An 18,750-nucleotide genomic window follows, 5' to 3' on the forward strand; every position below is an offset into this window, starting at 1 on the left:
GATCGACAGTGCGGTGTGGTTGTGGCGTAACAACCACACCGCACTGTCGATCACCGGGAGGTGGAGAGCGACAAGGGTGGTGTTGGTGGGGTTACGCGGTGAGGGCGCGGACGTCGGCGGCGGACGGAAGCGCCAGCGCGCGTTTCGCCAGCTCCCGACACTGCGCCAGGTCGAGATCACGGACGGCGTGTTTGACGATCGGCACCGCGTACGGGCCCACACTGAGCTCGTCGACCCCGAGACCGAGCAGCAACGGTGCAGCTACGGGGTCCGATGCGATCTCGCCGCACACCGCCACCCGGACCCCGGTGCCCGAGGCAGCTCGGCATACCTCGTCCACCAGCCGTAATACGCCGGGGTCGAGTGCATCGCCGAGCGTTGCCACGGCGTCGTTGCCGCGCTCGGCCGCCAGGGTGTACTGGGTGAGATCGTTGGTCCCGATGCTGAAGAAGTCCACATGTGGCACGAACGCCGCCGCCTTCAGCGCCGCCGACGGCACCTCGATCATGATGCCGACCTCGAGCCCGGCGAGGTCCGCCCGCTCGTCCTCGCGACACACCTCGTCGAGGATCCGCCGCGCCGCGAGTAGCTCGTCCACCTGGCTGACCATCGGAAACATCACGCTGACTGGGTGATCGGCGGCCACCCGGCAGATGGCGCGCAGCTGATCGCGCAGCAGTTCGGATTGGGCAAGCGCGAGCCGCAGGCCACGCACGCCCAGGAACGGGTTGGCCTCCGTAGGCTGGTGGACGTAAGGCAGGGGTTTGTCGCCACCGACGTCCAGCGTGCGGATAACGGCGCGGCGCCCACTGAGCGCTTCGACGACGCGGCGGTAAGTCGCCTCCTGCTCATCGACCGATGGCGCCGAGTCACGTCCCAGGAACAGGAACTCGGTGCGGATCAGCCCGGCCAGGTCGGCACCGTGTGCGGCGGCGGCCGCGGCGTCGGCCTCACTGCCCACGTTCCCGGCGACGTGCACCTCACTCCCGTCGCGAGTGAACGCCGGCTGGCTCGCAGCGGCCATCGCGTCGTCGAGCAGGCGCTCGCGCTCGGCCGCCTGGGTCTTGAACTCGACCAGTTTCTCGGGCCCGGGGTCGACAACCAGTTCGCCGGTAGCACCGTCGAAGGCGATCATGGTGCCGTCCGGGGTGGCCAGTACGCTCTGACCGGCTCCGACGACGGCCGGGATGCCACGAGACCGAGCCAGGATCGCACTGTGCGACGACGGGCTGCCGTAGGCGAGCACGATCCCGCTGACGGTGTCCCGGTCGAGCGCGGCCGCCTGGGCCGGAGTCAAGTCACCCGCGACCAGTACTCCTGGCTTGGCGTCGAAAGCTGACGATCGGCCGAGCAGCACCAGTAGCACCTGGTCGTGCACGGCACGCACGTCGGCGGCGCGGGCCCGCAGGTACTCGTCGGCGAGGGCATCCAGGTCGGCCGCGATCGCCTGGACCGTTGTCGACCACGCCGCCGGGGCGGATTGCCCGTCGTTGACCCGCCGACGGACGTCGTCCAGCAGTTCCGCGTCGTCGAGCAGCATCAGATGTGCATCGAAAACACCGGCCTCGGACTCACCCAGCTCACGCGCGGTGCGGGCGCGGGTCTGGACGATCTCGCGGCGCACGGCGGCGACGGCACTGCGCACCCGCCGCCACTCGGCTGTGGCGTCCGCAGCGGGCTGTCGGTCCTCGGCGGTGAGCTCCGGGCTGGACGTGCCGGGGGACCACGCGGGGCCGATGCCGATGCCGGGCGAGGCGGGGAACGGCCCGTCACCGGCCGGGGGTGCGGGCGGTGCCGTGGCGCTCGGCCCGCGCCCGGCCGGGGCAGGTGGCATGGTGAGGGTCTCATCGACTTCGTCGAATTGGCGCGCGGCCAGGGCGAGAACGTGCTCGACCGCCTCCTTGGCCTGGCTGCCGATGGCGGACACCTCGATCTCGTGCCCGGCGAGCGCGCCGAGCGTGGCCACCCGGCTCAGGCTCGCCCCGGGCACCGCCGACGACGCCGTGGTGATGTTGCGCAACAACACACGAGCGTCGAGGGTGCGAACCTCGGCGGCCAGCCGGGCCGCGGGCCGCGCGTGCAGACCGTGCGCGTTCGTCACGATGAACGTCGCCCGCGCGTCCGGCTCCTCGGTGTCCTCCGCGCCGGCCGGCTCGGCGCCGGAATCCGGCGCCTGCTGAAGATGCGCCTGCTTGCCGGCCAGCGCCGCCACGGCTTCGGATTCGACGTCGGCCAGCGACGCCCCGCCCGCAGCCGCTACCGTTGCCGCCACCAGCCCTTCGACCAGCGGCGCGGCACACAACCGCACCCGCGCCGAGACGTCGGATTCGAGCAGGTCCAGAGCCAGCTCGGCGGAGAGCACCGCGCTGCCCAGGTCCATCAGGACGAGCACGCCGTCGGGGGTGTCGACCTGTTCGATCGCCTCCTGGACTTGGACAGCGTCCGTGCCGAACGTGGTCTCGTCCAACCCGGCCGCGATGGCGATGCGCACGCTGCGCCCGTGCAACATCTCCTCGGCGATCTCGGTGGCCGCGCGGGCGAGCGAATGACTATGAGAGACGACGACGATTCCGACCATTGCTCACCCCAACGCGGACGCCGCGGCCCGCATCATCAACGCGGCGCTCGTGGCGCCGGGATCCTGGTGTCCGACACTTCGTTCGCCGAGGTACGACGCGCGTCCCTTGCGGGCGAGCATCGGTGTGGTGGCGTCGCGCCCCTTCTCGGCTGCGTCGGCGGCGGCTTGCAGGGCGTGGCCGAGCCCGGCGCCCGCGGCGAGCTCCTTGTCGAGAGCGTCTGCCGCAGGGGCGAGGGCGTCGTACATGGTCTTGTCGCCGGCCTCGGCCTTCCCACGGGCGACGACGCCGTCGAGCCCGGCGCGCAACGCGGCGGCGAGCGCCTCCGCGTCGATCGCATCGTTGTCGCCGGCCGCCGAGCCGAAGCGCAGGAAGAACGTGCCGTACAGCGGGCCGCTGGCGCCGCCGATCGAGCTCACGAGCGTCATACCGATCTTCTTGAACAGCGCGGCGCTGGACGGGTATTCGTCACCGTCCAACGCCGCGAGCACGGCCGTCATCCCGCGGTCCATGTTGGTGCCGTGGTCGGCGTCGCCGATCGCGGAATCGAGCTGGGTCAGTTCCTCCTTGTGCGCATCGATCAGGGCGGCGAACCCACGGATCCAGGCCGTGAGGCCGGACAGAGTGACGGCATCGGACATGGTCAGACTCCCCATCGCAAAGCTGGTGTGTTCACCGGAGCATCCCACAGCTCCAGCAGGTCGTCGGTGACTTTCATGAGGGTGACCGAGCAGCCGGCCATCTCCAGCGAGGTGATGTACGGCCCGACCAGCGAGCGCGCGATCCGCACTCCATGCCGGTCCAGGATGCGGGCGACCTCGTTGTACATCAGGTAGAGCTCGATCAGTGGGGTGCCGCCCATGCCGTTGACGAAGGCGATGACACCGTCGCCGGAGCTGAACGGCAGATCGGTCAGGATCGGCTCGACCAGCATCTCGGCGACTTCTTTGGCCGGGGCGAGCGGTACCCGTTTGCGTCCGGGTTCGCCGTGGATGCCGACGCCGATCTCCATCTCACCGTCGCCGATCTCGAAGGTGGGCTGTCCGGCGGCTGGCACGGTGCACGACGTCAGCGCCATACCCATGCTGCGGCTCTGGGCGTTGACGGTCTTGGCGACGTCGGCGACCTCGGTCAGCGAGCGGCCTTGGTCCGCCGCCGCGCCGGCGATCTTCTCCAGCAGCACGGTGCCGCCGACGCCGCGTCGTCCGGCGGTATACAGGCTGTCCTGGACCGCGACGTCGTCGTCGACGACGACCGAGGTGACCTGCACGCCGGTCTCGGCGGCGGCGAGTTCGGCGGCCATCTCGAAGTTCATGACGTCGCCGGTGTAGTTCTTCACGATGTGCAGCACGCCGGCGCCGCCGTCGACGGCCTTGGTGGCCGTCAGCATCTGCTCGGGAACCGGCGAGGTGAACATCTCACCAGCGCAGGCGGCGTCGAGCATGCCTGGCCCGACGAAGCCGCCGTGTAGTGGCTCGTGGCCGGATCCGCCGCCGGAGATCAGGGCGACCTTGCCGGAGACGGGAGCGTCGGCCCGGTAGATGACCTTGTTCGGGTGGTCGACCCGCAGCTCCGGGTGAGCGGCTTCGATGCCGAGTAATGCCTCGCTGACGACGTCGGCGGGCTGGTTGATGAGTTTCTTCATGTGCTCTCCCACGGGTGGCGTGGCTGATCAGGCCGAAGCGGTCTCGGATTCGGCCTGGCTGGACGGTACGGCGGGGATGCGTTCGGGGATGTCGCGGACGCGGGTCAGTGCCAGGTAGACGGCGGCTGCGGCGATGCCAGCGGAGATCTCGGCGGCCAGATAGACCGGTGCCTGCCCCCAGTCGACCTCGCCACCCCAGATCTGCTGGATGAACATCGGGCCGAGGGTGCGGGCCGGGTTGATCGACGCGCCGGTGGCGGGCGCGACCGGGATGATCGCGGCGAACACGACGAGGCCGATCGCGATGCCGGCGAAACCGGGGGCGGCGTTGCGATGGATCACCATCAAGACGGTGAGCACCAGGATGAAAGTGCCGACGAACTCGGCGGTGAACGCCTGACCGGTGCCGACGCCGTCGCCGTAGGCGGCCACGCCCAAGCCGACGTCGCTGGCTTGGCTGCCCAGCACGCCGATGATGGCAAGCGCGCCGATGGTGGCGCCGACCAGCTGGGCGGCGATGTACTCGGGGACCTTGCGCCACGGAAACTGACCGGTGACGGCAAGGCCGATGGTGACGGCGGGGTTGATGTGGTTGCCGGAGACATGTCCGAACGCGTACACGGTCGCCACGACGATGGTGCCGAAGGCGAACGAGATGATGCCGAGGTCGGCCATGGTGAACGGGCTGTCCCCGTTGACGATCAGCGTTGCCGGTACCGCACCCACCCCGATGAATACGAGGAACGCGGTGCCGAGTACTTCAGCCGCCAGTTTCTGCGGCGTCCGTAGTCCTTCCATCCGGACCTCCAGTGCGCCATAGTTGCCGAATACAATTCGGCAATGTCGAATGATGCTCGAACATTACGGCTATGTTTCACTGGTGACAAGAGGTAGACGATGACGAATCTGCGAGGACCCAGGTGATCCAATCGGTCGACCGCGCCATCCGTATCCTGACCGCACTTCAAGGTGCCCGGCGGATGAGCCTGTCCGAGCTTGCCGAGCGGCTGGAGCTGCCGCCGCCAACGGTGCACGGCATCGTGCGCACCCTGGTGGCGCACGGCATGGTGGTGCAGGATCGCAGCTCAGGGCGCTACCAGCTGGGCCCGGCGGTGCTGCGGCTCGGCAATGTCTACCTCGACACGCTGGAGCTGCGCTCGCGTGCGGTGACCTGGGCTGAAGAGCTGAGCCGGCGGACCGGCTTCGCCGTACGGGTGGGGGTCCTGCTTGCCGAGGACGTCGTCATCATCCACCACGAGCCGCGCCCCGACGGCAGCCGGCAAATGCCGGAGGTGGGTATCGTCATCCCGGCCAACGCCAGTGCGCTGGGCAAGGCGATGCTGGCGTTTCTCCCCGATGAGGCCGACGACCTGCTGGCCGGGCCGTTGCGGAGCATGACCGGGGAGACCGTGACCGACGCGGCTGAGTTCCGCAAACAGCTCGACGACGTACGCGGCACCGGCCTGGCCTTCGAGTGCGACGAGGCCGTGCTCGGCGAATCGTGCGTCGCCGGGGCGGTGTTCGACGCGACGGGGCTGGTGGTCGGGGCGGTTGGTGTCGTCGCCTCTACCAGTGAGTGGCCGGTGGGCGACTCCGCCGTCGAGGCGGTGCGCACAACGGCGCGGACAATCTCCCGGGAGCTCGGCGCTGCTCGCTGGCCCGCCACCTGACTACCCCCTTTTGTCGGTAGCCGTTGGCTCCGACTTCAATACCGCCAGGTGGCGTTTGGGCCTGACAACGGCCGGTTAAGCGACCTGGCGGTATTGAAGTGCCGGTTCTCGGCGGTTAGAAGGTCTTGGCGACGTGGGCGGCGACGACGCTGAGGTCGTGCCAGTCGTCGGCCAGCGGCCGTTCGTCGCGCGGATGGTCTGGATTGGTGTCGAGGACGACGTACTCGGCGCCCATTTCCGCGAAGGCCTCGATGTCGGAGCTGATCTGCGCCAGGCTGCCGGTTCCGAGCGGCCGATCCGTCTCCGGCAGGTCGTGGTCTCGCAGCCGGACCCGCATGCGTGGGTTCAGCGTCGGGGTGGGACGGCCAGTCGCCTCCGCGGCTGCCCGCAGCGCAGGTAGGCCGGTGCTACGGAGCCAGCTGATCTCGGCGTTGTTCGGGTGCCACGCATCGCCGAAGCGGGCGGTCCGGCGAATGGCACCAGGGCTCGTGCCGCCGACCCAGATCGGCGGATGGGGGGTCCGCGCCGGCCTGGGACCGGTGCCGACGTCGTTGTACCTGACGAACTCCCCGTCCGTCGACACGGTGTCGTTCGTCCAGGCTGCCTTGATGGCTTCGAGGTATTCGTCGCTCACCCGGCCTCGTTGTGCGAAGGGTGTGCCGGCGACGTCGAATTCCGACTCCGACCAGCCGACTCCAACACCGAAGATGAATCGTCCGCCACTGACCTGATCGATGTTGGCCGCCAGCCTGGCGGTGTGCAGTGGGTGCCGATAGGGGGCGATCGCCACCGACGTGCCGAGTTCGAGCCGGTCGGTGAGTGCAGCCAGCCAGGGCAAGGTGGTGAAAGGGTCGTAGAACGGCGCCGGGTAGAGCTCGCTGACCTCGGGCGTGAGCGCCACATGGTCGGACATGACCGCCAGGGCGAAGCCGGTGTCTTCGGCGAAGCTCACCCAGTCGCGAAACGCCTGGGGCGTCGCCGTCGGCCCGTAGTTCCGGATGTTGAGACCTAACTTGATCATTGTTTCTCCTGGCTGGCGAGGTAGCGGGCGAACGGTTCGTCTGCGCCGTCGGTGGGAACGTAGGTGAGCTGTCCCGGGGCGGTGGCTCGTAGCGCCGCCTGCATGCGGGGCATGAGATCGTCGCCGGCTGGATCCGGCCCGCCGAGAACCCGGACGTACTCCTTGGGCGCCGCATAGACGAGGCGGGTGACGCCGACGGCGGCGGCCACCGCGTGGCAGATGGCGCAGGGCTCGCAACTGGACACGATGACGGCGCCGGCCAGGTCCAGCACGGCGAGGTTGGAGCACGCGTAACGGACCGCGGCGACCTCGGCGTGTGCCGTCGGATCCAGGTCCTGAGCAGCGGTGTTGACTCCGGTGCCGATGACCTTGCCGCCGCGTACGACGAGCGCGCCGAACGGCAGCTGTCCGGCGTCGGCGTTGTCGTTGGCCAGCTGCACGGCTCGAGCTAGCAACTCGGGATCGACGACGTCCTTGTCCGCGGGCGGTACCGGGTGATGGGCGGCATGATTCATAAGAGAACGGTAAATCCTGACATCAATGTGAGATTCAAGGGTTGGGCATGAGAGGCCGCGCAGAATCGGGCGCCTGACAGTGAGCGGGGCCTGGGCACGCGAGCCGGGCGACTCCCATTCTGCGCGACCTCATAGTGTGTGAACGTCGTTGATCTTCGAGATCTCTGTGAGTGACCGTGGTAGTGCTGTTTGCCCTGGTTCTTGGCGTGGTGTTCGCTCTGCTCTCGTTCATCTACCTCGTGACCGCCCGCCAGGCCCGCCAACTGCGTTCCGCCGCCGCGAGCGAACCGGGCGACGTGGGCGCCGAGCAGCTGGATCCTTACGAACTGGCCCTGCTCGCCGGTGGCCGGCCTCGACTCGGCCAGCTGGTTCTGGCCAAACTCTATTGTGACCGCCTGTTCCGGGTGCGTCGCCGCGGCCGCCGCTTCGTGCGGCAAGCCCGCCTCCAGGCCGACGCGGACGCTCAGCTGCGCGCCCCCGTCGATGCTGGGAACGGCGCCCTGGCCGCGGCCGCGAGGATCGTCAGCTCCGGCACGCTTCGACGTCCGGCTCAGGTGATGTCTGCGGTATCCCGGGAGAGCGCCTGGACGTCGGCTGCATTGGCCCGGTTGCGCTCGGCCGGGCTCCTGCTTCCGGCCGAGCGGCTGCGCCGGCTCGAGCGCTGGCGATCCTTCGCCGCCGGTGTCCAGACGCTCATGGTCGTCCCGTTGATGTTTGTGCTGCTCGTGGCTGCCATGTTCGCTTCTGCCCTGGCGGTTGACGCCGGGTTTCCACCGGCCCTTGCCGTGCCACCTTTTCTCGCCACGCCGGTGATCATCGTCCTGGTGCTGCGCTGGTTCGGTGCTCCGGCGCTGGTGGTCATGGCGGCCGGCGTCGGCGCAGGTTTCCTGGCCGTGCCCGGCCTGCCGGCATGGGTGAGTGTCGCCGTGCTGGCATTCTGCCTGGCCTGGCTGGCCACATATGGCGTCCACCTCGCGACTCGCGGCTCGATGGGAGCCCGGAGCACGGCCGGTGATTCGCTGCTGGCCGCTGTGCGCGCACACCTCAGTAATCCGACGACGCCCACGCAGGACCACGTGCTGCTCACTGTCGCGCTGGTCGGACTGGGAAATCTCCGGGCTGTGCGGGGTCACCGCGAGACGTCCGGCGACGAGGAGAACAGTGTCGACGGGCTAACAGAGGGCAGGCCCGGTTATGGCGACTCCCCGGGTCTGCCCGAGCTGGGCGCGTTGGCTGCCGCCTGTGGGATTGTCGCTGACTCGCTGCTCGGTGGCGAGCTCGGAGACGGCGGCGTAGGCGGGGCGTTCGGCTCGGATGGCGGGGGCGCGGGGTTCGGCGGCTTCGGCGACGCCATTGGCGGCGGTGGTGCCGGTGTCGGCGCTGGTGGAGGCGACGGAGGTGCGGACGGCGGAGGCGGTGCTGGTGGCGGGGGTGGGGGTGGCGGTGGCCCGTGACCACTTTCGTGCCGTCCCCGTTCCGGGTGATCGACAGCGCATCGTGCTTTGGTCATTCGCAACCAGAACCCGCTGACGATCACCGGGGGGTGACCACGATGCGCGCCGGAGGAAGCGCTGGCGAGCTTCGTGGCCTCAGGTAACGTTTCGCGGCCCGGAAACGGGGCCAAGCGTTACAAGAGGCCACGAAGCGGGGTATGTATCCCCTGACGATCACCCGGGACCGACCAGACGGTGCCGATGATCACCGGTCTATGACAGGTTCACGGTGACGTCGGCGTTCTCGCGCAGATCACCGATGAGCGCCTGAACCACCTCGGACTCCTTGTCCGCCTTGGCCTGCTCTTCGAGCTGTGGCTTCACCTCGTCGAACGGCGGCAGCTCGGAACCTTCTTCGCCAAGCTCTTCCTGCTGAGCCTCGGCTTGGTCGTACAACTCCTGAAGTTCTTCTTCGGTGGGCTCGATGTCGCCGGCCTCTTCGGTGATCAGACTGTCGAGTCTCACCTGCGTCTCGAGCTGGGACATGATCTCTTCCTCTTCCATGCCCTGCTCATTCAGCGCAGCCATGAACTCGTCGGCGGAGCCGAGCCCGTTCTCGGTGGCAAGCTCCTCCAGAGTTTCGTCGAGATCAGACTCGGAGACCTCGACCCCCCGGTTCTCCGCCTCCTGATTGAGCAGCTCAGAGTTGATCATGTTCTCCGCTGTCTGCTCTTTCAGTTGCTCTTCGTCGACCGGTTCACCGGACATCTGGGACTGCATGGCCATTTGCTCGAACTGCGCCTCGTAAGTGGTCACGAATTCTTCTTTGAGAATGTCTTGGCCGTTGACGGTGGCGACTATGTCCGGAATACCTTCGATGTCTGGTTGTGGTATATCTTCTTGCCCGGGAACTTCTTCGTCAGCGACAGCTTCGCCCGTCTCGCCATTGCCAGCGTCGTCGGAGTCTCCGCAGGCAGCGGCGCCGAACAGGGCGACAGCTAGGCCAATTCCAAGTAATACTTTCCTGTTCACCATTTCTCCTTCCAGTATCCTGCAGCCGCCCACCGTACCACACAGACTTGAATCAAATTTCTTATTGTTTTCTTATTCTGGAATAAGCAATTCTTAATGATTGCCAGTGCGCTTCGCCGCCATTCGGAGGCGATCCGGTTTAATGCGGCTCATCCGAATCCAGGGTGTGATCGGGGTCTGAACCCGGCGGTCTCCAAGGGGGATCTGGCGATGTAGTGCGTCAGGTTTCGGAAAGCCGAGGGCCGAGCAGCGTAGGTGCTCGAGCCGATGACCGCGGCCATGAGTTCGGCCCCCTCGTCCCGGTTGGCGTGCCGGTAGGCGGTGATCATGCGCTGGTAGATGCCCTAGGTCGCCTCGACCTCGACGTGCTCCTCGGCAGCGAACAATTTCTCCCGGCGACGTCAGACCTTCTCGACGCTGACCTTGCGTCCGGAGACTGTTCCGGGAGCGTCGATAATCGCGCGGGCTTCACTGGCTGCGATGGTGCTGTAGTCGGACTCGAAGCCCGCGTCGCGCCCGATGCGCTTGCGGCGACGAACCATCGTGGAGGAGATGAGCCCCGTGCTGACTACGAGGATAACGATCATCGGCACCGAGACGATCAGGAGTGTCGCTGACACTCCCGGGGCGGCGATCGGCCAGAACGCCAAGATGAGCCCTGCCACCAACGCAACTGCAACGAGACCGCTCACGAGAAGCATTGCTCTGGAAAGCCAAAGGAAGGACACATCGTGGCGGCGAAGACGCTCGTCCAACGCGTACAGATCCGAGAGCTCCAACCGCCGGTTCACGTCATAGCGCCCATACAGTTGCTCGTGCGCCTCTTCGCCCTTCGACCGCTGCTTGATGACGGTCCCATCCGCACCGATGTGCCATTGAACCTGCCAAGGCTGCTTCACTTCTGTGCTCCCCGCTATCGAACGGATCGTTTCCTCGCCGGGGCGAGTGATCTGGTGACAAGATACAGGTACCTCAGCGCGGAATGCTCCGTCCGGAAAATGCGGCTCATGGGACATCCGGTAGGGGTGTGATGTCGAGACCTCCGGTGACGAGGGGCAGGCGTAGGCGGTAGTTACTGCGGTTGCGGTAGCCGCGGGCGAGGTGCGCTCGTTGTTCGTCGATGAGGTTCTCCGCGCCGGCGCGCAGGAATGCGGAATATTCCAGTTCATAGCCGCAGGAACTCAGATCAGGGAGTCCACCTGGGCAGGTGAGAGCGCGTGGTCGATCACCATGACCGCCGCGCCGATGATGCCGGCCCGGTCGCCGGTGTGCGATTGGACGATCCGCAGGTGCTGCGTGGCCAGCGGGAGTGAGCGCAGGTAGACGACCTCGCGGACCCCGGCGATGAGATGCTCGCCGGCTCGCGAAAGGGAGCCGCCGACGACGATCACCGACGGGTTGAACAGGCTGACGGCGGCGGCGAGTACATCCCCGATGTCGCGGCCGGCCTGACGCAGAAGCTGGAGAGCGTCGACGGATCCGGCCCGGGCGTGGGTGACGACGTCGCGGCTCGAGGTGGCGTCGATGCCGCGCGCGGAGAGTTGCGCCGCGATGGCAGCGCCGCTGGCCACGGCCTCGAGGCAGCCTTCGTTGCCGCACCGGCAGGGCACTTTGGCGCCGCGGGGTACCTGGACGTGGCCCATGTCGCCGGCGGCGCCCTGTGCGCCGCGGTGCAGCCGGCCGTCGCTGATCAGGCCGCTGCCGATGCCTGTGGCGACCTTGACGAACATCATGTGCGGCGCGCTGCTCCACTGCGTGAAGTGTTCTCCCAGCGCCATGATGTTCACGTCGTTGTCCACCAGCGCGACGACGCCGAACCGGTCGCGCAGGTGCCCTTGGACGTCGTAGCCGTCCCATCCGGGCATGATCGGCGGGTTGACCGGACGCCCGGTGGAGTGCTCAACCGGGCCGGGCAGGCCGATGCCTACGCCGAGCAGCTGGGGAAGGTGGCCGGATTCCTCCAGCAGTTGCTGCCCGGTGGTGGCGACCCAGTCGAGCACCTTCTCCGGGCCGCTGGCCACCTCCAACGCTCCGCGAGCTTCGGCCAGCATGGCCCCGGCGAGGTCGGTGACGGCGAGCCTGGCATGTGTCGCGCCGATGTCGGCCGCGAGAACGACCCTGGCTCCCGGGTTGAAAGCGAACCGGGCGGGCGGCCTTCCCCCGGTAGACGCTGCCTTATCGGCTGGGCCGATGAGGTTGCTGCCCAACAGGGCGTCCACCCGCTGGGTGATCGTGGAGCGGGCGAGGCCGGTCTCGGTCGCCAGCTGGGCGCGCGTGCGGGGTAGACCGTCGCGGAGCAGTTGGAACAGGACGCCGGCGCCTGGGGTGGTGCCGTTCTCCAGGACTGTCGCCAGCGACCGTGATGCTGTTTCGTCGGCGCTTTCGAGCATGGGACTAGTGAAACACACGGTTCCTTGACGCGTGATCTGTTCATGAATCAGTAACAAGTAGGCAACTTTTGCTTGACGGATGAACAAAAGTCGCTCTACCGTCCTCTCATGAGTATGGCGCCGATCACACATCAAGACGTTGACCGTCTGAACCCGAACCGGAGCACCGCCTACCGAGCCGCAATCGTCGGCACCGGCTTCATGGGCCGGGTGCACTCCCGAGCCGTTCACGTCGCGGGTGGCCGGGTGGTCGGGATCGTGGGATCGAGCGTCGAACGAGCTACGACGGCCTTGCCGGAGATGTACTCGGAACAGGTGTTCCGCTCTCTCGACGAGGCGCTGGAGTCGCCCGACGTCGACGTGGTCCACGTGTGTACGCCCAACAACCTGCACGAATCGGCGGTGCTCGCGGCCATCGAGGCAGGCAAGCACGTGGTCTGCGAGAAGCCGCTGTCCGTGTCGGCGGAGTCGGCGGCCGTCATGACCGCCGCGGCCCGCAGGGCGGAGCGGGTGGCCACCGTCCCGTTCGTCTACCGCTTTCATCCGATGGTGCGTGAGGCGCGGGAGAAGGTGCGCCGGGGCGAGGTCGGCACCGTGTTCCTGGCGCACGGCGGATACCTGCAGGACTGGCTGCTGCGGCCCACCGACGACAACTGGCGGGTGGACCCGCACGTGGGCGGTCCCACTCGCGCCTTCGGTGACATCGGCTCCCACTGGTGCGACCTTCTCGAGTTCGTCACCGGAGATCGGATAGCCCGGGTCTCGGCCCAGGCTTCGACCGTCAACGAGCACCGCGGCGACGGCGATCCGCGCCAGGTGGCCACCGAGGACATCGTCGTCGTCCAGTTCGCCACCGTCGCCGGCGTCATCGGCTCGTTCGTGATCAGCCAGGTCTCGGCGGGCCGGAAGAACCGCCTCCTGCTCGAGATCTCCGGATCGAAGTCGTCGCTCGCCTTCGACCAGGAGAATTCCGAGTTCCTGTGGTGGGGCGGACGAGACCGCAGCAGCATCCTGGTCCGCGATCCGGAGACGTTGAGCCCGCCCGCGGCGTGCTACGCCCGGGTTCCGTCCGGTCATCCGCAGGGCTACCAGGACTGCTTCGACTCTTTTGTCGCCGACACGCGTTCCGCCGTGGGCGGGGGCTGGCCCGACGGGCTGCCGACCTTCGACGACGGGCTGCGGGCCGCGCGCGTTGCCGAGGCCGTGGTCGCTTCGGCGCGTCAGCACACATGGGTGGAGGTGGGCGGATGACCGCGATCCCGGTTGACGAAACCCGAGGTGGCGGCACCGCGACAGATGCGCCACTGGTTCGTGTGCGAGGCCTCGACAAGTCGTTCCTGGGCGTTCAGGTGCTCTTCGGGATCGATCTCGACGTGCGTGCCGGTGAGGTTCATGCGCTGGTCGGCGAGAACGGCGCTGGAAAGTCGACGCTGATGAAGATCCTCGCCGGGGTGTATCAGCCCGACGCCGGCAGCATCGAGCTGGACGGCGATGTCGTGACATTCGAGCATCCGCTGCAAGCTCAGCATGCCGGTGTCTCGACGGTGTTCCAGGAGTTCAATCTGCTGCCCGAGCGCACCGTGGCGGAGAACGTCTTCCTCGGTCGTGAGCCCCGGAATCGCGGGCTGGTCGACGCCGCCCAGATGAACGCCGACACCGCCGCCCTGCTCGCTGATCTCGGACTCAACTGGCTCACCCCGCAGACCCGGGTGCGCTCGCTGTCGGTAGCCGGGCAGCAGATCGTGGAGATCGTCAAAGCGCTCTCCTACGACGCCCGCATCATCTCCATGGACGAGCCGACCGCGGCGCTCGCCGACGAAGAGGTCGAGGTGCTGTACCGGCTGATCGGTACGATGCGCAAACGTGGCGTGGCTGTGCTCTATGTGTCGCACCGGCTCAAGGAGATCTTCGACCTGTCCGACCGGGTGACCATCCTGAAGGACGGCGTCCTGGTCGACACTGTCGACACCACGCGGATCAGCTCCGACGAGCTGGTGAGGCTGATGGTGGGACGGCCGATCTCCAGTTTCTTCCCGGACAAGATCGAAGGCACGGCCCCGGGTGACGTACGCCTGCAGGTCACTGGTGGCGGTAACACCCAGCTGGACGGCATCGACCTCGAGCTTCGGGCCGGCGAGATCACCGCGCTGGCCGGTCTACAGGGCAGCGGGCGGACTGAGATCGCGCAGGCGCTGTTCGGCATCGACCGCTTCACCCGCGGGCAGGTGTGGCTGGACGGGCGCCGGATACAGATCCGCTCGCCACGCCAAGCGGTTCGCGCCGGGCTGGCACTGGTGACGGAGGACCGCAAGGCCGAAGGGCTCGTGCTGAATCAGTCGGTGCTAGCCAACGCCCGCCTGGTGCTGGACGCCGTGACACCCCGGCAAGCCGCGCGACGTGCCCGGCGCATACCTGGCATCTTGTCGTCGCTCGAACTCGTCGCCCGCGGCAACGACCAGGAGGTCCGGTTCCTCTCCGGCGGAAACCAGCAGAAGGTGGTGCTGGCGAAATGGCTGGCCACCGAGCCGTCAGTGATCCTCCTCGACGAGCCGACCCGAGGAATCGACGTCGGAGCCAAACAACGCGTGTACACGCTCATGCGCGAGCTTGCGGCCAACGGCGTGGCGATCCTGATGATCTCATCCGAATTGCCCGAAGTGATTGGTATGGCCGACCGGATCGTGGTTCTCAAGGACGGCCGGATCGTAGGCGAGGTCCCCGCGGGCTCCGATGAGGAGACCGTGATGGGGCTGGCTACTGGTCACACCAAGAAGGCAGGGGAGCGATGACCCAGAGCGTCGACGTGTCGCAACGTCGGTCCACCCCCAAGAAGTGGAACCTGGGGCCGACCGAGCTGGTGTTCGTGGCGCTGTTCGCCATCGTGGCCGTCAGCGCGGTGCTGGTCGGTATGCGAGGCGCGAACCTGTTCAGCACCGGCAACCTCATCGACATGTTCACCCGGTCCAGCCTCTTGGGGTTCATCGCGATCGGCCAGACCTTCGCCATTCTGTGCCGCTCGCTCGACCTTTCGGTCGGCTACGTGGTCGCCCTGACCAGCCTGATCGCGGCGACGACGATGGCCGGGCAGGCCGACCGCATCCTGTTCGGCGTGGCTGCTGTTCTGGTGGTTTCCGGATTGATCGGGCTGGCGAACGGCCTGATCATCACCGTACTCAAGGTGAACCCGTTCATCACCACCCTGGGCATGGGGCTGATCATCAAGGGTTATCTCGACACTCAGTACCAAGGCCCGTCCGGCGACGTGCCCAGCGAGTTCCAGCAGTTCGGCTACACCCGCCTGGGCTTTCTGCCGCTGTCGACGGCGGTGATGCTCGTGATCGCCGTGGCGGGGATCATGTTCCTGCGCAAGAGTCGCACCGGCTACCACATGTTCGCCGTGGGCGGGAACGCCGAGGTCGCCCGGATGTCGGGCATCCGGACCGGACGGGTGATGATCACCGCTCACGTGTTGTGTTCGCTGTGCGCGGGGCTGGCCGGCTTGCTCATCGCCGCTCGATTCGGAACCGGAAGCTCGCTGGTCTACAACAACCTCTACGAACTCGACTCCATCGCGGCCGTGGTGCTCGGCGGGACGCTCCTGCTCGGCGGGCGGGGCGGTATCGCGGGCACCATCGGCGGGGTGCTGATCCTGGCGGTCCTCGACACCGTCTTCAACATCTTGCAGGTGGATCCCTTCTTCAAGGACGTCCTTCGTGGCGTGATCATCATCGCCGCGGTCGCCATCTACGCCCGCCGCCAGCTCGACCGCCAAGCCAGACGAGACCGGTTCAACGGCGGCGACGACGGCGGCGGAGCCGATCCACCGGAGCCGCCCACTCCAGTCCCTGCGGGATCAGGCGCGACGGAAACCGCGCAAGGGGGTGACACACGATGAACCCGAGCCTGACCCAGCGTGGCAACCAGGTCACGGCGGCGACCGGCCGGCTGTTCGGCGGTGGCAGCGGGACGGTGTTCGCGCTGCTCCTGGTGATCTGCGTGGTCATCGCCTTCGTCAATGTGAGCTTCTTCGAGCCGCCGTCGCTGATGGCGTTCATCAAGACTGCCGCGCCCCTCGTGTTGCTGGCGATCGGCCAGTATTTCGTCATCGTCTCCGGTGAGCTCGACCTTTCGGTTGGTTCGCTGGTGGGCGCCCAGGTGGTCATCGCGGCGCGGCTCATCGACGGGGAGGAAGGCCGGACCATCCCGGTCCTGCTCCTGATGCTGGCCTTCGGCGTGCTCGTGGGTCTGGTTAATGGCCTGATCACCACCGTGCTGAAGGTGCAGTCGCTGATCACGACGCTCGGGATGATGCTGGTGCTGTTCGGGGCGGTCCGGCTCTGGACCGGCGGCGCACCGACCGGTGCGTTGTCCGAGGCGTTCCGGCAGCCGGGCAGGGGCGGACTCGACATGCCGGTGGTGCGCCAGCTGCCGTGGGCGCTGGTCATCCTCGTCGTGTTCGTCGTCGCCGCGATCGTGCTGATGCGCAGCTCCTACGGCAAGGTGCTGGTCGCCACCGGGGACAACGAGCGCTCGGCAGCCTTCTCCGGTGCCCGGGTATGGAAGGTCCGTACCGCTGCCTTCGTGCTGTCCAGCGTCATGGCGACCTTCGCGGCGGTCCTCATCGGCGGCTTCGCCGGTGTGACTGCACAGGTCGGCCAGGGGCTCGAGTTCTCGGCGATCACCGCGGTGGTCCTGGGCGGGGTGGTGCTCGGCGGCGGCCGCGGCACCGTCATCGGCGCGATGGGCGGGGCACTGACGCTGCAGGCGTTGTTCACCCTGTTCAACCAGCTGGCCCTGCCGTCCACCATCCGACCGGCCGCTCAAGGCGTGATCATCATCGCCGCGGTCGCCTACGCCGCACGGGAGCGGTCTCGCCCCGTCGCGCCTTCCGAACCACTCCATTCTCCCGAACCGGATCCCCCCGAGCCGGATTTCCCTGAACCAGCCCATTCCCGAGATGGCGAGAGTCGTTCCACAACCTAGAGGGAGGCACCAAATGCGCAAGTCCCGCATTTTCCTAGCCAGCGCTGCCGCGGTAGCCCTGGCATTGTCAGCCTGTACCACGGATGATCCGGACGACGCGGCCGATCCGATCGACGACGTCGCTGTTGAAGCCGACGCCGATGCCGACGACGATGAGCCCGACGACGGTGACGATGACGACGCCAGTGACGATGACGCCAGCGACGACGATGAGCGTGCGGACGACGACTGGTTCGTTCGGGCCGATTACGAGCGGCAGCTCGCTCAGCGTGACATCGAGCCGGAAGGTCCGGCAGATCAGCCGTGGCTGCAGGCGATCGACCCGGATTGGACCGACACGTCGGAGTATGCGAACGGCGGCGATAACACGCTGTGCTTCTCCAATGCCTCGGTGAGCAACCCGTGGCGGGTGACGGGCTGGATCACGATGCAGCAGCAGGTCGAGGTCTACCAGGACAGCGGCGACATCGGCGAGTTCCGCGTCTCCGACGCTGCGGACGATGACAACCAGCAGATCTCGGACATCCAGACGTTCATCGACGCTGGTGACTGCGATGCGCTGATCGTCTCGCCGTCGACCACGGCCACCCTGACGCCGGCGGTTCAGGCGGCCTGCGACAGCGACGTCCCGGTGATCGTCTTCGACCGTGGTGTCAACACCGACTGCATGGTGACCTTCATCCACCCGATCGGCGGCTACGCCTACGGTGCCGACGCCGCGGAGTTCCTGGTCGACAGCCTGGAGCCGGGCTCGACGGTGCTGGCGCTGCGCATCCTCGCTGGCGTGGACGTGCTGGAGCACCGCTGGGCGGCCGCTCAGGAGATCTTCGGCGCCAGTGAACTGGACGTGCTGGGATACGAGTTCACCGGTGGTGACGGCGCGCAGATCAAGGACACTGTGACGCAGTACCTGCAGCGGGGCGACGTGGACGGCATCTGGATGGACGCCGGTGACGGCGCGGTGGCCGCCATCGAGGCGTTCGAGGACACCGGGAACGACTACCCGGTGATCGCGGGCGAGGACGAACTGAGCTTCATGCGTAAGTGGCAGGAGACCGGGCTGACCGGGATCGCGCCGGTGTACTCGAACTTCCAGTGGCGTACGCCGATCGAGGCGGCCGTCATGATCTGGAACGGCGAGGAGGTGCCCAGCGAGTGGGTGCTTCCGCAGGAGCCGATCACCGAGGCCGACCGCGACGAGTTCCTCGACCGCAACGCCGAGATGCCGAGCCTGCACTACGCCAAGTTCGGTGGCGAGGACCTGCCTGGCTTCCCGGACGTGTGGCAGGACCGCTAGTCCGACCAACGAGTGCGGCACGAGAGGTCGCGCGCCGTGTGAGTGGCCCCGGCAAGCGGGGTCTCTCCCCGCCCAGCAGACTCGGTCGGAGAGAGGCTTCGCCATCGACCTTCCTCGCTGATGCCCGCCACACCATGGAGAGACTCCGTTTGCCGGGGCCTCCAAGACCAAGAAATCGCGTGACCTCT

The 18,750-nt window shown here is 67.4% G+C and carries 16 protein-coding genes; 7 read left to right on the plus strand and 9 right to left on the minus strand.

Going from position 1 to position 18,750, the window contains the following annotated elements:
• Positions 1–91: 91 nt before the first annotated feature.
• From ptsP to F7O44_RS08620, 4 genes are read right to left on the minus strand one after another with little or no spacing between them, the layout of a single operon-like run.
• Positions 92–2,578 carry a phosphoenolpyruvate--protein phosphotransferase gene (ptsP, locus tag F7O44_RS08605; protein ID WP_162449799.1) on the minus strand — a complete coding sequence of 829 codons (2,487 nt, stop codon included), beginning with the start codon at positions 2,576–2,578 and terminating at the stop codon, positions 92–94.
• A gap of 3 nt (positions 2,579–2,581) precedes the next feature.
• Positions 2,582–3,217, minus strand: a complete 636-nt coding sequence (gene dhaL, locus F7O44_RS08610; RefSeq protein WP_162449800.1) for a dihydroxyacetone kinase subunit DhaL — start codon at positions 3,215–3,217, stop codon at positions 2,582–2,584.
• Positions 3,218–3,219: 2 nt separating this feature from the next.
• Positions 3,220–4,221, minus strand: a complete 1,002-nt coding sequence (gene dhaK, locus F7O44_RS08615) for a dihydroxyacetone kinase subunit DhaK (RefSeq protein ID WP_162449801.1) — start codon at positions 4,219–4,221, stop codon at positions 3,220–3,222.
• Between the two features lie 27 nt (positions 4,222–4,248).
• The gene (locus F7O44_RS08620; protein WP_162449802.1) at positions 4,249–5,019 is read right to left on the minus strand and encodes an MIP/aquaporin family protein; all 771 of its coding nucleotides are present in this window, start codon (positions 5,017–5,019) and stop codon (positions 4,249–4,251) included.
• Between the two features lie 122 nt (positions 5,020–5,141).
• Between F7O44_RS08620 and F7O44_RS31695 the strand changes: the two genes are divergently transcribed.
• The gene (locus F7O44_RS31695) at positions 5,142–5,891 is read left to right on the plus strand and encodes an IclR family transcriptional regulator domain-containing protein (RefSeq protein WP_162449803.1); all 750 of its coding nucleotides are present in this window, start codon (positions 5,142–5,144) and stop codon (positions 5,889–5,891) included.
• A gap of 115 nt (positions 5,892–6,006) precedes the next feature.
• Here the strand turns inward: F7O44_RS31695 and F7O44_RS08630 are convergent, their stop codons facing one another.
• Together F7O44_RS08630 and F7O44_RS08635 are read right to left on the minus strand one after the other, a co-directional pair.
• Positions 6,007–6,912, minus strand: a complete 906-nt coding sequence (locus tag F7O44_RS08630; RefSeq protein ID WP_187361170.1) for a TIGR03619 family F420-dependent LLM class oxidoreductase — start codon at positions 6,910–6,912, stop codon at positions 6,007–6,009.
• On the minus strand, positions 6,909–7,427 hold the full coding sequence (locus F7O44_RS08635) for a nucleoside deaminase (protein ID WP_162449804.1): 519 nt from the start codon (positions 7,425–7,427) through the stop codon (positions 6,909–6,911). The genes F7O44_RS08630 and F7O44_RS08635 overlap by 4 nt, the downstream gene beginning before the upstream one ends.
• Before the next feature lie 170 nt (positions 7,428–7,597).
• Here F7O44_RS08635 and F7O44_RS08640 point away from each other — a divergent pair, with 170 nt between their 5' ends.
• Positions 7,598–8,881, plus strand: coding sequence for a hypothetical protein (locus F7O44_RS08640; protein ID WP_162449805.1), 1,284 nt, complete (start codon positions 7,598–7,600; stop codon positions 8,879–8,881).
• Between the two features lie 252 nt (positions 8,882–9,133).
• On the opposite strand, the gene F7O44_RS08645 is transcribed toward F7O44_RS08640, so the two are convergent.
• The 3 genes from F7O44_RS08645 to F7O44_RS08655 form a co-directional block, all read right to left on the minus strand.
• Positions 9,134–9,895, minus strand: coding sequence for a SurA N-terminal domain-containing protein (locus tag F7O44_RS08645; RefSeq protein ID WP_162449806.1), 762 nt, complete (start codon positions 9,893–9,895; stop codon positions 9,134–9,136).
• A gap of 398 nt (positions 9,896–10,293) precedes the next feature.
• Positions 10,294–10,791 carry a DUF2207 domain-containing protein gene (locus tag F7O44_RS08650; RefSeq protein ID WP_162449807.1) on the minus strand — a complete coding sequence of 166 codons (498 nt, stop codon included), beginning with the start codon at positions 10,789–10,791 and terminating at the stop codon, positions 10,294–10,296.
• A 282-nt stretch (positions 10,792–11,073) separates the two neighbouring features.
• Positions 11,074–12,282: an ROK family protein gene (locus F7O44_RS08655; RefSeq protein ID WP_162449808.1), complete on the minus strand. Its 1,209-nt coding sequence runs from the start codon at positions 12,280–12,282 to the stop codon at positions 11,074–11,076.
• Between the two features lie 114 nt (positions 12,283–12,396).
• Here F7O44_RS08655 and F7O44_RS08660 point away from each other — a divergent pair, with 114 nt between their 5' ends.
• Genes F7O44_RS08660 through F7O44_RS08680 form a run of 5 tightly spaced genes read left to right on the plus strand, consistent with a single transcriptional unit; the run spans position 12,397 to position 18,562 of the window.
• The gene (locus F7O44_RS08660; protein ID WP_162450074.1) at positions 12,397–13,533 is read left to right on the plus strand and encodes a Gfo/Idh/MocA family oxidoreductase; all 1,137 of its coding nucleotides are present in this window, start codon (positions 12,397–12,399) and stop codon (positions 13,531–13,533) included.
• Complete coding sequence (locus F7O44_RS08665) at positions 13,530–15,071, plus strand: sugar ABC transporter ATP-binding protein (protein WP_162449809.1); 1,542 nt, start codon at positions 13,530–13,532, stop codon at positions 15,069–15,071. Before F7O44_RS08660 ends, F7O44_RS08665 begins: the two co-directional genes overlap by 4 nt.
• Positions 15,068–16,177 carry an ABC transporter permease gene (locus F7O44_RS08670; RefSeq protein ID WP_162449810.1) on the plus strand — a complete coding sequence of 370 codons (1,110 nt, stop codon included), beginning with the start codon at positions 15,068–15,070 and terminating at the stop codon, positions 16,175–16,177. The genes F7O44_RS08665 and F7O44_RS08670 overlap by 4 nt, the downstream gene beginning before the upstream one ends.
• A complete protein-coding gene (locus tag F7O44_RS08675) occupies positions 16,174–17,265 on the plus strand; it encodes an ABC transporter permease (protein WP_162449811.1) in 1,092 nt (363 codons plus the stop codon). The genes F7O44_RS08670 and F7O44_RS08675 overlap by 4 nt, the downstream gene beginning before the upstream one ends.
• Before the next feature lie 13 nt (positions 17,266–17,278).
• On the plus strand, positions 17,279–18,562 hold the full coding sequence (locus F7O44_RS08680) for a substrate-binding domain-containing protein (protein WP_162449812.1): 1,284 nt from the start codon (positions 17,279–17,281) through the stop codon (positions 18,560–18,562).
• Positions 18,563–18,750 lie beyond the last annotated feature (188 nt).

The organism is Phytoactinopolyspora mesophila, assembly GCF_010122465.1.
GTDB classification, from domain to species: domain Bacteria; phylum Actinomycetota; class Actinomycetes; order Jiangellales; family Jiangellaceae; genus Phytoactinopolyspora; species Phytoactinopolyspora mesophila.

Excerpts from the sequence above, each read along its gene's own strand:
- F7O44_RS08680 (WP_162449812.1), top strand. The coding sequence starts at position 17,279 with ATGCGCAAGTCCCGCATTTTCCTAGCCAGCGCTGCCGCGGTAGCCCTG.
- F7O44_RS08645 (WP_162449806.1), bottom strand. The coding sequence starts at position 9,895 with ATGGTGAACAGGAAAGTATTACTTGGAATTGGCCTAGCTGTCGCCCTG.
- F7O44_RS08620 (WP_162449802.1), bottom strand. The coding sequence starts at position 5,019 with ATGGAAGGACTACGGACGCCGCAGAAACTGGCGGCTGAAGTACTCGGC.
- F7O44_RS08670 (WP_162449810.1), top strand. The coding sequence starts at position 15,068 with ATGACCCAGAGCGTCGACGTGTCGCAACGTCGGTCCACCCCCAAGAAG.
- F7O44_RS08675 (WP_162449811.1), top strand. The coding sequence starts at position 16,174 with ATGAACCCGAGCCTGACCCAGCGTGGCAACCAGGTCACGGCGGCGACC.
- dhaK (WP_162449801.1), bottom strand. The coding sequence starts at position 4,221 with ATGAAGAAACTCATCAACCAGCCCGCCGACGTCGTCAGCGAGGCATTA.
- ptsP (WP_162449799.1), bottom strand. The coding sequence starts at position 2,578 with ATGGTCGGAATCGTCGTCGTCTCTCATAGTCATTCGCTCGCCCGCGCG.
- F7O44_RS08635 (WP_162449804.1), bottom strand. The coding sequence starts at position 7,427 with ATGAATCATGCCGCCCATCACCCGGTACCGCCCGCGGACAAGGACGTC.
- F7O44_RS08630 (WP_187361170.1), bottom strand. The coding sequence starts at position 6,912 with ATGATCAAGTTAGGTCTCAACATCCGGAACTACGGGCCGACGGCGACG.
- F7O44_RS08665 (WP_162449809.1), top strand. The coding sequence starts at position 13,530 with ATGACCGCGATCCCGGTTGACGAAACCCGAGGTGGCGGCACCGCGACA.
- F7O44_RS08660 (WP_162450074.1), top strand. The coding sequence starts at position 12,397 with ATGGCGCCGATCACACATCAAGACGTTGACCGTCTGAACCCGAACCGG.
- F7O44_RS08655 (WP_162449808.1), bottom strand. The coding sequence starts at position 12,282 with ATGCTCGAAAGCGCCGACGAAACAGCATCACGGTCGCTGGCGACAGTC.
- dhaL (WP_162449800.1), bottom strand. The coding sequence starts at position 3,217 with ATGTCCGATGCCGTCACTCTGTCCGGCCTCACGGCCTGGATCCGTGGG.